Source organism: Bacillus sp. JJ1122 (genome assembly GCF_036964885.1).
Classification (GTDB): Bacteria; Bacillota; Bacilli; order Bacillales; family Cytobacillaceae; genus Mesobacillus.
In genome coordinates this window covers 24,813-40,534 of record NZ_JBALQL010000022.1, presented here as the reverse complement: position 1 = coordinate 40,534, position 15,722 = coordinate 24,813, and the positions used below count along the sequence as shown (strand labels likewise).

Below are 15,722 nucleotides of genomic sequence, written 5' to 3'. Positions count from 1 at the left end.
CCTCCATTTAACTAATATCGTTAGTTTTATTTTAACTAATGGTATTAGTTTTAACAACTAGAACTTTTCGACAAAAGTTGAAACTGCTTATCACTGCTTTTGAATCTACTTTTTCTATACTGGTTCCTTGCTATGTTAGATTAGACGATTTTATTTCCGCTACACTATCCCGTTTTTCGCGGGATGCCCCCAGGAGGCGAGTAAACTTCTTCGCTTCAATCACCGATTGCTAGATTGACCCGGACCTATAATGCAATTTACCATCAAACTTCTGCCCTTTTACATAAGAGTATTAAATAAAAATCTGAATAAAAATACTTATTTAAAAATTTAGAATTATAAAATATAATTTGGACATACCAAATAAAAAGGTGGGAACAGAGTTGAAAGCGATTAAGTCGATTATCATTTGGGGATTGGTCTCCGCACTTGGTGCTGCTGGCTTTGCGATGATGGCACTGAGTAGCGGCGAAAGCGTTAATGCTATCTGGCTATTAACAGCAGCAGTCAGTGTCTACGCCATTGCATACCGGTTTTACAGCCAATTCATGGCAAGAAAAGTATTTGAACTGGATGACAACCGAAAAACTCCCGCAGAAATTAATAATGACGGGAAAGACTATGTACCCACAAATAAATGGGTGCTTTTTGGCCACCACTTTGCCGCCATCGCTGGGGCTGGCCCACTTGTAGGTCCAATCCTGGCGGCGCAGATGGGGTATTTGCCGGGAACAATTTGGATCGTCGTCGGGGTTGTTCTTGCTGGTGCCGTCCAGGACTTCATCATCCTGTTTGGGTCTATGCGCCGAAATGGGAAATCGTTAGGTGAAATGATTAAAGATGAAATGGGAAAAGTGACAGGCTTTATTGCCATGATCGGGATTCTCGGAATCATGATCATCTTATTGGCGGTCTTAGCTTTGGTTGTCGTGAAAGCGCTCGCAGGAAGTCCTTGGGGTATGTTTACCATTGCTGCAACGATTCCTATTGCAGTATTCATGGGATTCTATATGAGGTACATGCGTCCAGGACGAGTTGGGGAAGCCTCTGCTATTGGAGTTGTATTGCTTCTGTTGTCCATCTTCCTTGGCCAGACTGTTGCTGAAAATCCAGCACTAGCTGCCATGTTCACTTTTAAAGGCGAAACGATTGCAATTATGATGATCATTTATGGTTTTATCGCTTCAGTTTTGCCGGTATGGATGCTGCTTGCACCCCGTGATTATTTGAGCACATTCCTTAAGGTTGGAACAATTGTAGGTCTTGCTCTTGGAATTATCATAGTAGCACCCGATCTGTCTATGCCTGGTGTAACGCAGTTCGTTGACGGTACAGGCCCAGTATTTGCTGGAAATATGTTTCCTTTCTTGTTCATTACCATTGCCTGTGGAGCTGTATCCGGGTTCCATGCGCTAGTATCATCAGGTACTACGCCAAAAATGATCGAAACTGAATCCCATGCACAGCCCATTGGTTATGGTGCGATGCTGACTGAATCCTTTGTTGCCGTCATGGCAATGATTGCAGCTTCTGTCCTGACACCAGGGATTTATTTTGCGATTAACAGTCCTCCTGCTGTGATTGGGACAGACGCCATCCAGGCTGCCCAAACCGTTACAAGCTGGGGGTTCACCATCACTCCTGATGATATAACAAAACTCTCATCTGATGTAGGAGAAGAAAGTGTGCTCTCCCGTACTGGCGGAGCGCCGACTCTTGCAATTGGCATGGCCGTGATTTTCTCTAAAGTGATTGGCGGAAAAGCGTTGATGGCTTTCTGGTATCACTTCGCAATCCTTTTTGAGGCCCTGTTTATTTTAACGACCATTGATGCTGGTACTCGTGTTGGCAGATTTATGATCCAGGATATTATCGGAACGGCTTACAAGCCATTCGCCAGGACAGATGCCTTGATTCCTAATATTATTGCTACCACTCTTTGTGTTCTTGGTTGGGGATATTTCTTATACCAGGGTGTCATTGATCCACTGGGCGGAATCAATACCCTCTGGCCGCTGTTTGGAATCGCGAATCAGATGCTCGCAGCAATTGCCCTATTACTTGGAACGACTATATTATACAAAATGGGTAAAAAAGCGTATGTCTGGGTTACGCTCGTCCCAACTACATGGATTTTAATCGTAACAATGACAGCTGGCTGGCAGAAGCTTTTCCATGAAAATCCTAAGATTGGATTCCTTGCTCACTCTAAAGTATTTAAGGAAGCCTTGGATGGAGGAAAGGTTCTTGCACCTGCCACTACTCCAGCACAAATGAAACAGGTGCTGATCAATGATTATGTGGATGCCGGGTTAACCGCCTTCTTCATGATTGTCGTCATCACTGTCCTGATCTCAGCCGTTCGAATCTGGATGAAAGTTTTAACCAACCAGAAGCTAGAACTTCACGAGGATCCTTATGTGCCAAGAAATGAAGGTGACTTAAAGCATTATGCTTAATCGTCTTAAGAATCTTTTTCAATACAGGAAACAGTTCATCAGCCTTCTTGTAGGTGTGCCCAGCTACGAAAAATATATCGAGCACATGGCTGCCCATCATCCTGAAGAACCTGTTAAATCAAGAAAAGAGTTTTTCTGTGAAGCACAGGAGTCAAGATACAGCGGCAAAGGCGGCAAGGTTTCACGCTGCTGCTGAACAGAAAAGCGCAATTGCCTCGTATGGCTGACTTACTGACAAACTAGCAAAACAAGCCTGCATCTCTGTGATGCAGGCTTGTTTTATAGCTATTATTCTGTTAACCAAACGTTTGAATGCTTTATAAAACCTTGCTCAAAAAAGCTTTTGTCCGTTCATGCTGCGGGTTTTCGAAGAGATCTTTTGGTTTGTTCTCTTCAATGATCAAGCCACCGTCCATAAAAATGACCCGGTCCCCTACTTCCCTGGCAAAGCCCATCTCATGGGTGACAACAACCATTGTCATTCCTTCGCGGGCTAACTGTTTGATCACTTCAAGAACTTCGCCGACCATTTCTGGATCAAGTGCTGACGTAGGCTCATCGAACAGCATGATTTTTGGCTCCATCGCAAGTGCCCGGGCAATGGCCACCCGCTGTTTCTGGCCTCCTGAAAGCGAAGCAGGATATGCATCTGCCTTGTCCTCCAAGCCTACCTTTTTTAAAAACTCCACACCTTTCGCTCTCGCCTGCTCTTCCGCAATTCCGCGAACCTTTAGAGGAGCAAGCATGATATTTTCCATCACCGTCTTATGAGGGAATAAGTTGAAATGCTGAAATACCATCCCAACATCCTCACGCACTTTATTAATATTCCTGCCTTTATCGGTGATATCCATTCCTTCTATCAGTACATGCCCGTCGGTAATCGTTTCAAGCAAATTGATGCAGCGCAGAAAGGTTGATTTTCCGGAGCCGGAAGGCCCTATGACAACGACCACCTCCTGCGGCTTGACTTCCACATCAATCCCATTCAATACCTTGTTTTGGCCAAAGGATTTCTTTAGGTTTGCAACTTTTATCATTCTGTATCAAGCCTTCTTTCCAGACGATTTAGCAAGAAGCTAAGTGAAAGTGTCAGTATAAGATAAATAACCGCTGCAGTCAGATATGGTTCCCAAACCCGGTAATACTGCCCGGCCATAGAACGGCCCCAGTACATGATCTCGGGAGTGGCAATGACTGCTGCAAGAGAGGATTCTTTAATCAGGACAATAAATTCATTGCCAAGCGGCGGAATCATTCTTTTAAATGCCTGAGGCAAAATTACGTATCTCATCGCTTGAACATGGCTCATACCGAGAGAACGGGCTGCCTCCATCTGGCCTTTGTCAATCGACTGGATTCCCGCCCTGAATATTTCAGCAATGTATGCAGCCGCGTTCAGGGAAAGCGCGATGATCGTCGCAATAATCCCATTCGTTTGCCCCATAAACATAGGTACTACACCAAAGTGTATCAATAAAATTTGCACAAATAACGGCGTTCCCCGGAAGAAGGTGATGTACCAGTCAAATGGACATGCAAGCAGCTTCCGGCGCTGCATCTTGCCAAGACCGATAAACAGGCCCAGGATTGTCCCAATCGCAATCCCTGCCAGAGAAAGCCCGATGGTTACGAGTGTCCCTTTTAATAGATAAGGAGAATATTCAAGGATAATATCAAAACGGAAATCCATAGCTTGACCCCCAAAACTGGAATGCAAATTCATTAAAAGTAAATTATTTAAGATTCAAATATTATTAACCAGTAAAATTGAATCCAGCTTGTTAAAGATGGCTTAAGCAGCAATTAAAAAATGAATCCAGCAATTAAAAAAACGACTTAAACAAGTTAAAAACACTTTATCATGATTACCACGGTCCAATAGATTAATCGATCCTCTATTAATAAGCCTTCCATTATAAAAAAATGCGTAACGCTAGTTTAAGAGTTACGCATCTTGGCTGGTTGTTTGTTCCCAATGTTATTTTGATGCTTTTTGTGCTTCCTTCAGCTTTTCCATGTTAGGCTTTTGCCCGAACCATTCCTGATAGATTTTCTCATATGTGCCATTCTCGAATACCTTTTCGATCGCTTTATCGAAATCCGCTTTCAGCTCGGTTCCTTTCGGGAACAGTAGGCCGTAAAATTCAGCCTCAAAGCTTCCACTGTCCTCAATGACCTTCAATTTTTCCTTCGGGTTGTTTTTCGCATACACTTCAACCACTCCGTTATCGGCCACGACAGCAGCGGCTCCTCCACTCATCATTTCCATGATGGCAAGGTTGTTGTTTTCAAATTTTTTAATATCCTCATTATTTTTTCCCAGGAGTTTATCCATTGCTTCCTGGCCAGTTGTCCCATTCTGGACGGCAACTACCTTCCCCTTCAGGTCAGCCGCACTTTTAATATCACTGTCTTCGCGAACCAAGATCTTATTGGTTGATAAGAAGTATGGCAAGGAGAAATCATAGGTCTGCTTTCTGTCATCATTGATCGTTATGGATGAAATCGCAATATCAGCACGTTTGCTTTTAATTTCCACAAAAATAGGATCCCAGCCGACATGTTCAATCTTCAATTTATAACCCGCTTCTTCCGCAACGGCTTTTAGAAAGTCGATATCGAACCCAACGATTTTATCACCTTCCATGTATTCAAACGGTGCATATGCCGCATCTGTCACGACGCGGAGTTCCTTCTTTCCTGCTTCTGACCCTGTGCCGCTCGTTTCACTGGTCTTGCTTGTGCCGCAGGCAGAAACTATTAACGCAGTAATTGCCATTAGCACAATAGCAAAAAATCTTTTCTTCATCCTTGTTGCCCCCTCTTTTATAAAAAACGCGCGTAAAAACTTTTAGTAATTTATATGTAGCAATGCGGGCTTGTATTACCCGAGGAGATTAAGAAAAATCAATAAGAAAAACTTATTTAAAATTATTCAAATCTTGGAATTTCCTTATCTTACCTACTAAACTAAAATGAAAGAAAAGGAGGGATTCATTTGACATTTAATTTTAAAGCAATAGACCACGTACAACTGGCAGCCCCAAAGGGTTCAGAAGAGAGTGCAAGGAAATTTTTCGGAGAAATACTAGGTTTTGAAGAAATTGAGAAGCCGCCGGTACTGAAAAAAAGAGGTGGCGCATGGTTCAAATACGGCAGCTGCCAAATCCATATCGGCATTGAGGAACCGTTCGTACCTGCACAAAAGGCACATCCGGCCTTTGAATTAGAGAATATTGAAGGATTGAAACAGCACTTAGAGGCAGCAGGTGTTGAGTATATCGAAGACGACAATCTGCCTGGCGCCAACCGTATTTATGTTCAGGATCCGTTTGGTAACAGGATTGAATTGCTGGAGTGGTTTTAACTAAGTACGATTTCTTGCTTGCTCGATTGGTTTTCAATCACACTAAATTTTGGTACAATATTTAGAAAAGCGAAATATTCGTACCGAGAAAGAAGTGTTGATGGAATGACCCAGCAGCAAAAGGCGAGACGAAACTTAATCATCATGTGGTTCGCGAATTTCTTTATCGCCGGCAGCATGACAATGGTCATGCCTTTTCTCTCCTTGTATATTGAAACCTTTGGCGATTTTACGGAAAAGTATGTCCAGAACTGGTCCGGCATCACGTTCAGCATAACCTTTGTGACTGCCTTTCTTTTCTCTCCGGTCATTGGCAGGATGGGTGACCGATTTGGACGAAAAAAAATTCTTATCTTCATGGCTTTCGGAATGGGATTATCGATCTTCCTGCTTGGATTTGCCCATTCTGTATGGCAGTTATTTTTACTGCGAATGTTCATGGGCTTATTTTCAGGATTCATCCCTGTCTCCCAGGCGCTCATTTCAACTCAAACACCGAAAGAACACGCTGGCAAGGTATTGGGCACCTTGCAGACTGGAAGCATAACGGGCTCCCTGCTTGGGCCGATGATTGGCGGAGTGCTGGCTGATTCCTTTGGATATGCTGCCACCTTCCAATCCACATCAGTCTTTATCCTGCTTTCCGGCCTTTTAGTGTTCAAAGTAATGGAACACAGAATCGATATTAAAAAAGGAACGAAGACGAATTACAGCCGCAAAGAAGTACTTCAGCATATTCTTAAAAATCCAATCATGGTGAATGTCCTTTTGATGTCGATGCTTGTCCAGATTGCCCATTTCAGCATTCAGCCGATTTTATCCCTGTATGTCGGTGAATTGCATGGGCATGTAAATCTTGCATTTTACTCTGGAATTGCTTTTTCAGCTGCAGGCTTGGGGAATTTATTGATGGCACGAAATTGGGGAAAGATTGCGGATAAGGTTGGGTGTATAAAAATCCTTGTCATTCTTCTGTTTTTATCGGCAATCGTTTATTTGCCGGGTGGTTTCGTCGAGAATATTTGGCAGCTTGTCCTGATTCGCTTCCTGCTCGGAATCACAATTGGCGGAATTATCCCGGTAAGGGTTGCGTATATCAGACAGGAAGCACCGATTGCGATGCAGGGCGAAGTGCTCGGCTACAACACGAGTCTCCGTTTCTTCGGGAACATTATCGGTCCCGTGCTAGGCGGTTTTCTTGCAGGCTACTACGGATTCACCTCTGTATTTATCGTAACAAGCGGATTACTGCTGGTGAGCGGACTCGTCCTCTACGGATCCATGCAGCGCCATCCACAATACGTGAAGGATACCTTTTAGCATAAATAAAGACTGACTCCCAGAATACATGCGAGTCAGTTAGTCTTTTTCTTTACCGAATTAACGCGCCGGGGGTCTGACCCCCAGCGCGTTAATTCGGTAAAGTTTTTTGTGTTTTGTGCTTATTCATTCTTTGTTGGGGAACTAATACTTTAAAGATACATAGAAAAAAACTTTGTCGGCAAACTAACATTTTAGATCTTTATTAATATTTTTAAAGGTTATTTTTGAATTTGAAACTCTGTTGATTGGAGCGGAAATCAACAGAGTTTCAAATTATAAAAAGCCAAAAATAATATTTAGATCGGGTGATTACATTTGGAAGTCCAAGCACTGCAAGAGGTTGAGAAACTTGCTTTAAAGAAGAGTAAGATTTTTAAGCAAAGCAAAATAAGATATTTAGCCAGGGCTGCCCTGGCTTCAATGTTCATTGGGTTTGGAGTAATTGTTGCTTTTAAGACGGGAAACTTTTTTTACTCGGAACATTCTCCGTTTGCTTATCCTATGGCTGCGATTACCTTCGGTGCAGCGATCATTCTGATCGCATATGGCGGCGGGGATCTGTTTACGGGAAATACTTTTTATTATTCCTTTGCAGCTCTAAGGAAGAAGTTGGCGTGGACACAGGTGGCCAGGATGTGGGTATTCAGTTATATTGGCAATATTATTGGAGCTGCCGCTTTTGCTTTTCTTATTTATACAACTGGGCTATTTGATGATTCGTCGGTAAATGGATTCCTGTTAAGCGTAGCAGAAAAGAAAACACTTGTTCCGACAATGGAGCTCTTTTTCAGGGGGATCCTTTGTAACTGGCTGGTATGCCTGGCGTTTTTCCTGCCGATGTCCATGAAGGGTGACGGTCCCAAAATGTTCGCGATGATGCTTTTCGTCTTTTGCTTTTTCATTTCTGGCTATGAACATAGCATCGCTAATATGTGCACATTCGCAATCAGCATGGTGCTTGACCAGCCACAGTCGGTTACTTTAGCTGGTGTCATCCACAATCTCATCCCGGTCACAATCGGCAACCTGATTGGCGGGGGTATAATGATGGGATGGATGTACTATTATGCAAACAAGCCGTTTTTTGAGGATTAATTTTAATGAATCGATATTAGATGAAACCGCAATGGTTTCATCTTTTTTTTTGAATAAAACACCTGGATATTTCCTCTATATCCAGGTGAGTTCGATATCTTTAGTTTCAGGCAGACAGAGCTTTTGGATTTTCTTCAGCTGTTCAACGTGCAGGCGATCATACAGTTTTTTCTACCTTGCCATCATGTCTTAGATGATCATGGTATAATCCTTCTCACTTGCCACCATTTTATTTTCATTGTGGACGTCCATCCACTCATGGATACACTCCATCTGTTATATTAGTGTTTTTGCTTGTAATAAGTGATGCCAAGGGCGAATGCAAGCACGGCTCCCTTTACAATATCCATCGCATAATAAGGAACTGACATCATAACAAGTCCATTTTGTAGAATGCCAATCAGCACGGCGCCGATGAACGTACCGAAAGCATTGGGCTTGCCTGCTCCCAGAACGGAGAATCCGATAAATGCCGCGGCTACAGAGTCCATTAAATAAGGAGATCCAGCACTGATTTCTGATGTCATTACGCGGGATGCGAGAACAATCCCACCAATAGCAGCAAACAATGCGGATAAAAGATATGCTGCTGTCTTGTAACGGTTTACCGGTATCCCTGACAGTCTCGCAGCCTCTTTATTGCCGCCTATCACGTACATATAGCGGCCATGTTTTGTATAGGTCAGGAAGATATGGACAACGATAACGGCTACAGCCATGATGAGGATGATCCAGGGCACCTGGCCAATTTTAGCAAAGATCGCGCTGATTGTTCCTGTTGAAAAGCTGCCATCAGGCAAAATCATATTTTCTGAAACGGTGGCACCCTTCGTATAGGTAAGGGCCGTTCCTTGAATGATGAACATCATCGCCAGCGTCATCAGCATATCAGGGATTTTGAGCTTGACGATCATGAATGAATTGATTGCCCCGACGATCAGCGCAGCGGCAATGGCTGATAAAATAGCAATGAGAGTATTTTGCGAAAACCAGACGAACATTGAGATTACTACTGCGTTTGATAGTGATGCAACTGAACCAGCAGATAAATCAAAACCATCAACTGTAAGCGAAATAGTGATGCCAATCGCTATGATCGTCACGATGGAAATCGACCTTAAAATATTGATCCAGTTATCGCCACTGATAAAAGAAGGATTCGCTGCCGCAAAAATAGCAATGAGAACAAAAATAGTCAGGATGGTCCCATACTTATATAAGAACTGGAACAATTCGAATGTCTTTTTCGGCTGAGTGTTGTGCTGCAAAGGGGTTCTGGCGTCCATCCTATCTGCCTCCTGTTGAATAAAATAATAATTCTTCTTCGGTTGTCTGTGCCGTTTCAAGCTCTTTGACCGGCTCACCATCATAGAGTACATAAACCCGATTGGTGATTCCTAAAATTTCTGACAGCTCAGAAGAGGCATAAATAACACCTTTCCCCTGCTCAGCCAATTTAACAATCAGTTCAAAAATGTCCCTCTTCGCACCCACGTCCACACCTTTTGTTGGTTCATCAAATATGTAAATCTCTGCATCAGCGATCAGCCATCTGCCAATCGCCACTTTTTGCTGGTTGCCCCCTGAAAGGTTTTCAACCTTAGCCGACACTGAGGGTGTCTTGATTCCTAATGCCTCGATATATTCCTGAGCCGTTTTTCTTTCTGCTGTCCTGTCTATGAAGCTAAGGAATTTGCTGAATTTTTTCAGGTTAACAGCCGTTAGGTTAGAGGTAACTGATTCCGATACAAGGACTCCTTCCTTCCGCCTCTCTTCTGGAACAAGAGCAATCCCTGCCTTTACAGCAGCATGCGGGCTGTTTAACCTAAGATTCTTTCCTCTTAACTTCACTGTACCCGTAACAGTGGGAACAGCTCCAAACAAAACCTTGCACAGTTCCGTTTTGCCTGCTCCAACCAGGCCGGCGACTCCGACAATCTCTCCCGCTTTTACATGAAAACGGGTGTTCCTGACTTTTGCTCCATCACTCAGACCATCTGCTTCTAGAAGAATTTCTCCGCTCACGCTGTTCCCTGGCGGAAATTGATCCTCAAGCTTCCGTCCGAGCATATATTCAATAACCTGGTTCGCATTCACGTCAGAGGTCTTCTTTTTAACAACAAACTCTCCATTCCGCATGACAGTCAGTTCATCACACAGTTCAAAAATTTCCGGCATCCTATGGGATATAAACACTATTCCGACACCTCTTTTCGCGAGGTCACGGACAATCCTGAACAGTTGCCCCGTTTCTGAATGGCTTAAAGGTGCTGTCGGCTCATCCAAAATTAAAAAGGTACAGTTGCTGGAAATTGCCCTGGCAATCAGCACGATCTGCTTTTCTGCAAGAGTCAGCTCGCCGGCCAGTTTTTTCACAGGAATATGAAGATTCATGCCGGATAGGATTTCTTCCGCCTGTTTATAAAGAAGCTTCCACTTGATCCAATGCTTATTTTCCATGCTCTGTACAGTCTGGTTCAGCATAATGTTTTCAGCCACGGTCAGCGAAGGGATGATTGCCGTATCAACCTCCTGGTACACAGTTTGGATTCCATGCAGTTGAGCATCGCCGGGCACACGGATATCTAATTTCACTCCATCAAATAAAATCTCGCCTGAATAATGATCATAAGCTCCGGATAGTACTTTCATCAAAGTGGATTTACCGGCTCCGTTTGCGCCGATTAAAGCATGGATTTCCCCTGTTTCTGCGGTAAAGTCCACATGATCTAGAGCCCGCACACCTGGAAAATCAATTGTAATGCTTTTCATCTCAAGTTTCTTCGCAGTCATCCGGATTCATCCTCCCCTATTAATCTGTAAAGCAGACACTCTAAAAATGAGAGTGTCTGCTGGAGATGGTTATATTGTATAAATTTTTTCACTTTCTCTTCGTTCATTTCCAGTTTGCCAATAAAATAATATGCTTGTTTATAAGTATGAACTGATGGACGTGCAGTCAATTTTCATTAAAACTTACTATACTTTTGCAAAAACAGCTTATTTTTTGTAGTGTTCCTTTAATTTCTTCATCCAATCTTCTTCGAAGGCATCTGATTGTCCCCAGCCTGTGATGATATCTGCAAGATTGACCATGTTGACCGCCTCTTTTGACTCCTGCAGTTTTTCCTGTGAGATCAGGGCTGCTTCAAGGTCATAAGTCGGAGGTGTCTCTTCCCCAGCCAGCTTTTTCGCCAGGATTCTCATATTTACTGCGCCAATTAATTTAGGATCTACTGCTGCAGTATATTTCCATGAACTTTCTTCTCCCTGGATTTCCTGAAGGTCAGCGTTGGAAACGTCGATTCCATAGATTTTGATTTCATCCCGGCCAGCTTCCTTGATCGCACGGGCAGCACCAATCGCGAATGCATCCCAAGTTGCAAAAATCGCGTCGATTTCACCTTTAGGGTGTTTATTCAGCATCGCCGCTACTGCGTTTTGAGTTTGGACACTTGTATTGGCAGCTGCCACTCCGAATCTCTCAACCTCTTTAATTCCAGGATTAGCCTTCAATGTTTCCTGATAAACTTTATTTCTTCTCACCATTGGCGGGAAACCATCCACCCAAAGGTATACAATATTGGCTTCACCATTTTGTTCTTTTACAAGCTGATCAAGAGCAAGTTTTGCAAGTGCTTCATCATCCTGGGAAGTAAGAGTGACTCCTTTAACCTTGCTAATGTCAGCATTCGAGTCAAATGTAACAACACTCTTCCCCTTTTCAACAAGCTTTTTGATATCATCCACTGTCGCTGCGTCATCTCCGTGTGAAATGAGGAAGCCATCATAATCCTGCTGTAGCGCCTGGTTGACTGCATCATGGAATTTTGCCGTGTCGCCATTTGCAGTGAATACGTCGACCTTGAAGCCAAGGGCTTCTCCCTCCGCTTTAGCCCCTGCTAAATACTGAGCCGTATGATCATCGCCGCCAATCTTGCGGATGACCTTGATTTTCACTTCTTCACCTTTGGCAAAGCGATCAGGAACGCCTTCAACAGGTCCGCTTGCCGTCTTTGTTTCCCCGCCGCCGCAGCCTGTCAGCAAAAGTGCTGCCGCAACCGCTGTTAAAAATACCTTTTTCAAACCATTTCTTTTCATGTCTTTTCCCCCTTTATGAATGATTTGCATTTTTCCAACCATATAAAAAAACCTCCCTAGAAAAGAGAGGTTTCATCAACGTAAAAGAACAGACGGATTCTTCCTCTCTTATCTTTCAAAACATAAAATGTTTTGCAGGATTTAGCACCAATTCCATATGGAACGGTTGCCGGGCGTCACAGGGCCAGTCCCTCTGCCACTCTTGATAAGAGAATTTCTTTATTAAGTTAACGGAGCAAATCAATAAACTTACTTTAATCTCCTATACTCATATTGTCAATATTATTTCGAAAATTTAATTTTATTCGTTTAACCTCTCTGACTGGATAAAAAAAAGAAAGATCCCCAAACAGGAATCTTCCTTTTACCAGTTACTCTCTTCTGCCAGCTGCCGTCATCCATTCATATTGACGCAGTTTTACTTCATACAGCGTTAATGGATCGCGGTACAACTCAGGGTTCACTCTCATTTTTTCAAGCTCATTTTTGCCATATTCAATTTCTGTACGTGCCTCTTCAACAGCTTGCTCAAGAGCAATGAACGGCTGTTTAAAGAATAAATTCACATCGCGTTCAATCGACTTTTCGAAAATCTCGAATTGCTGAAGAAACTTGTTTGCAATCGAAACGGCGATTTCATAGTAATCTTCGGTTTCAAGATAAGTTTTATAACGGTTGTACAGCATCGTATTATTTTGCGGCAGCACTCCAAGAAGCTTACCGGCACTCTTTAAAAAGAACTGCTGAGGAGTCGATCTGTGCATGATATTGACCTTTTCATAATGGAAACCATTAGTCATCCGGTCAGCATCACGCCGCCAGTCATCAAGCACTCTAAAATCACATTCGAGCTTTATCCGTTCATCTCCATACATCGCATTGAAACCTTCAGCCATTTCGTTCAGATACGACTGGCTATGGTCGAATTCGTCTTTTGAAAATTGTACCCAGCCTTCTAGAGCTTCATGGAACTTAGGGAGCACCGTGTTATCCAGATAATCCTGGATTCGTATATTCATTTCTTTATCAATTTCATCATGAAGCCTTCCAAAATCACTCTCTTCCGTCACTAAATCCGTACAGCCGCGAAGCAGTTCTGGAATTTTCTCGATGATTTCAGCACGAGTGTCGTCCTTAATTTTTCGGAACGATTTTTGGATTGAGCGTGATTTTTCCTCTTCAATATCTCCCAGCTGATTGATGGCTCCATTAAGTTTACCGACCATTTCTTCGTTCCAGCTGATAGATTCCATATGGTTATTTTCGATTTCGATACGCTTATCAAGCAAATAAGTAATCGCCCTTCTGACAAAGAATTGCAATTTCGACGTACGCTCTTCTTCGAAGTTGATGGCGTTTCGATTTGTTTTGATAAAATCAGAGAAATCCTTTAGCTGCTGCTGCCTTTCATAATTTGAAGAGAAGGCAAACATTTTAGCATCAGGGTAATATTGACTGATTTCAGACCATGTACTATCAAATACTTCAATTGCTTCCTGCTGGCTATAGATAACATCCATTTTATTCAACAGGAAATGGATCGGCAGGTTAGGGAAGTATTCCGAAATCTTCGAAAGAATCTCTCTTTCCTTGTCTGTGAATGGGTCATTCGCATTCAGGACAAACAGTAAGCTATCTGCAAAACGCAGATAATTAAACAGCGGATGCTTGTCATAATTATTGCGGTTGACCCCCGGTGTGTCGATCAAAGCGAGTTCATGCTCACGAAGGAACTGGAACTGGGCTTTAAAATCAATAACTGTTTCATTCTTATGTGTTTGGCGGCGTACGCCTGCCACTTCTTGAAAATCATTTACATCCGTAATTTCACGTACAACTGTATCAGTGATCTCCAGGATTTCAGTGTTTTGCTGATCGTTGAAACGAATCACCGCTGCTGTAGGTGCAGTAATCAGATCTTCGCCGATAATTGTATTTACAAAAGAAGACTTTCCATTTCCGGATATGCCTGCAACCAATAGGTTATGGACATTGGACTCGTTCAGTTCCTGCACCATCCACTTGATCCGGTTGCCAACTTCGATTTCATGATCTTCAGCCCACTTGATGATTGTCGTGAACAGCTTCATGCTATCCTCATAGCCTTCTTGATATTCACGCGAATTCAAGATGAGCGTCTCGGCATCTTGGATAGCAGCGCCGCTGATCGTAGATGGAAATACCTCATTCCAGGCAATGATGGATGATGCTGAAACAAGGCTATTAGCAGGAGTGGTGATCTTCAGCCAATTAGTAAGCATATCTGGAATCAAAGGCGAAATTTCCTTGATTAGCCGATCGCCACTAATCAATTCAAAGTAGGCATCCTGGTATACAGCCGATAGCTGATTCCAGCCATCCCTTCTATTCCCATCCATTCCACTGAACAGATGATTAAATTCTCGAAGCCATGTCATATAGGTTGTCTGGCCCCTGTAGCTTTGCCATAATGAAACAGCAAGCTGTTCAAAACGGCTGCGATCTACCTGGAATAACACAGATAACGCCGTATTGAAATATGCTGGTTCGAATGTGCTTGTATTCCCTTGGTCCACATACTGTGTCAACACATCGAACCAGCGTGGCGAACCAGTGCGCACCCCTTCATTGACAGACAGTTCAACAGCATTATCCCAATCTTGGTGCTCTTCAAAAAAAGCACGTGCAATCTCTGTCACTCCTGGATAGTCTGGATCCAACGCAACAGTTTGCTTAACGATAGCCACAGCTTTATCTAAACTTCCCTGTTCTATGTAAAGGGATAATAGCTGTAAGCCGCTTTCGATTTTCAGGACTGTGCTTTCCGTCTGGATGGAAAGATACAAATCCTCTGCTGAAGGCAGCAGGCCAAGCTCAAGAAACGCGTCCCCCATGTTCTTCTTCGCCCATGGCTCAAGTTCATTCGTGATGTTTTCCCATTTAAAGATCGCTGCTTCGAAATCCTTATTATGAAAATAAACCTCACCTTGCGCAAAACGAATGTAGGACAAATCGGGCATATCATTCTTTTGTTCAGCAAGGTATAGTTCTCCTAGTACCCGGACCGGATGGACCCGTCCTTCAGACCCCATATATGTTTCAAAATACGACTTTTTGATTAGCTGCTCCTCAAATGTCATGTTATCCTCCGACCTTATCATAATATGAATCAATAAAAAGAGCCCTCAGACTCCTTCAGGCATTAAAGTAATCTTCTTAACATTTCCTTTTTCCTCAAGGTACCCGTCTTCAAACCTTATCATTGTATTCTATCAAACATATTTTCATTCAAGATTTCAGTTCCCTTTCAGTTATGCTACAATCTTTACGAAAAATGTAACCTTCTTAATATATCATCCAGTAAACTGCCATTTAACACTTTAAAGCGCTGGGGG

The 15,722-nt window shown here is 43.0% G+C and carries 12 protein-coding genes and 1 riboswitch; of the genes, 5 read left to right on the top strand and 7 right to left on the bottom strand.

All coding sequences use genetic code 11. The annotated features are described in order from the left end of the window. Positions 1 to 383: 383 nt before the first annotated feature. A complete protein-coding gene (locus tag V7201_RS12825; RefSeq protein WP_335377134.1) occupies positions 384 to 2,459 on the top strand; it encodes a carbon starvation CstA family protein in 2,076 nt (691 codons plus the stop codon). Further along, complete coding sequence (locus tag V7201_RS12820) at positions 2,452 to 2,655, top strand: YbdD/YjiX family protein (RefSeq protein ID WP_335377133.1); 204 nt, start codon at positions 2,452 to 2,454, stop codon at positions 2,653 to 2,655. The genes V7201_RS12825 and V7201_RS12820 overlap by 8 nt, the downstream gene beginning before the upstream one ends. A 121-nt stretch (positions 2,656 to 2,776) precedes the next feature. Here the strand turns inward: V7201_RS12820 and V7201_RS12815 are convergent, their stop codons facing one another. The 3 genes from V7201_RS12815 to V7201_RS12805 form a co-directional block, all read right to left on the bottom strand. Then, entirely contained in the window at positions 2,777 to 3,499 is a 723-nt protein-coding gene (locus V7201_RS12815; protein WP_335377132.1) for an amino acid ABC transporter ATP-binding protein, read from the bottom strand. Next, entirely contained in the window at positions 3,496 to 4,152 is a 657-nt protein-coding gene (locus V7201_RS12810) for an amino acid ABC transporter permease (RefSeq protein ID WP_335377131.1), read from the bottom strand. The genes V7201_RS12815 and V7201_RS12810 overlap by 4 nt, the downstream gene beginning before the upstream one ends. A gap of 288 nt (positions 4,153 to 4,440) precedes the next feature. Further along, on the bottom strand, positions 4,441 to 5,271 hold the full coding sequence (locus V7201_RS12805) for a basic amino acid ABC transporter substrate-binding protein (protein WP_335377130.1): 831 nt from the start codon (positions 5,269 to 5,271) through the stop codon (positions 4,441 to 4,443). Between the two features lie 189 nt (positions 5,272 to 5,460). Between V7201_RS12805 and V7201_RS12800 the strand changes: the two genes are divergently transcribed. From V7201_RS12800 to V7201_RS12790, 3 genes are all read left to right on the top strand, one after another. Further along, on the top strand, positions 5,461 to 5,829 hold the full coding sequence (locus V7201_RS12800; protein ID WP_335377129.1) for a VOC family protein: 369 nt from the start codon (positions 5,461 to 5,463) through the stop codon (positions 5,827 to 5,829). Between the two features lie 105 nt (positions 5,830 to 5,934). Continuing rightward, complete coding sequence (locus V7201_RS12795; RefSeq protein ID WP_335377128.1) at positions 5,935 to 7,149, top strand: MFS transporter; 1,215 nt, start codon at positions 5,935 to 5,937, stop codon at positions 7,147 to 7,149. A gap of 318 nt (positions 7,150 to 7,467) precedes the next feature. After that, positions 7,468 to 8,247 (top strand): formate/nitrite transporter family protein, encoded by a 780-nt coding sequence (locus V7201_RS12790; protein WP_335377127.1) that lies wholly within the window; start codon positions 7,468 to 7,470, stop codon positions 8,245 to 8,247. Positions 8,248 to 8,528: 281 nt separating this feature from the next. On the opposite strand, the gene V7201_RS12785 is transcribed toward V7201_RS12790, so the two are convergent. From V7201_RS12785 to V7201_RS12770, 4 genes are all read right to left on the bottom strand, one after another. Next, entirely contained in the window at positions 8,529 to 9,533 is a 1,005-nt protein-coding gene (locus V7201_RS12785) for an ABC transporter permease (RefSeq protein WP_335377126.1), read from the bottom strand. A gap of 1 nt (position 9,534) precedes the next feature. Then, the gene (locus tag V7201_RS12780) at positions 9,535 to 11,040 is read right to left on the bottom strand and encodes a sugar ABC transporter ATP-binding protein (RefSeq protein ID WP_335377125.1); all 1,506 of its coding nucleotides are present in this window, start codon (positions 11,038 to 11,040) and stop codon (positions 9,535 to 9,537) included. 207 nt (positions 11,041 to 11,247) lie between these two features. Continuing rightward, a complete protein-coding gene (locus tag V7201_RS12775; RefSeq protein ID WP_335377124.1) occupies positions 11,248 to 12,348 on the bottom strand; it encodes a sugar ABC transporter substrate-binding protein in 1,101 nt (366 codons plus the stop codon). 105 nt (positions 12,349 to 12,453) lie between these two features. Further along, positions 12,454 to 12,560: riboswitch (SAM riboswitch) on the bottom strand. A 159-nt stretch (positions 12,561 to 12,719) separates the two neighbouring features. Beyond that, on the bottom strand, positions 12,720 to 15,467 hold the full coding sequence (locus tag V7201_RS12770) for a dynamin family protein (RefSeq protein WP_335377123.1): 2,748 nt from the start codon (positions 15,465 to 15,467) through the stop codon (positions 12,720 to 12,722). Between the last annotated feature and the right edge of the window lie 255 nt (positions 15,468 to 15,722).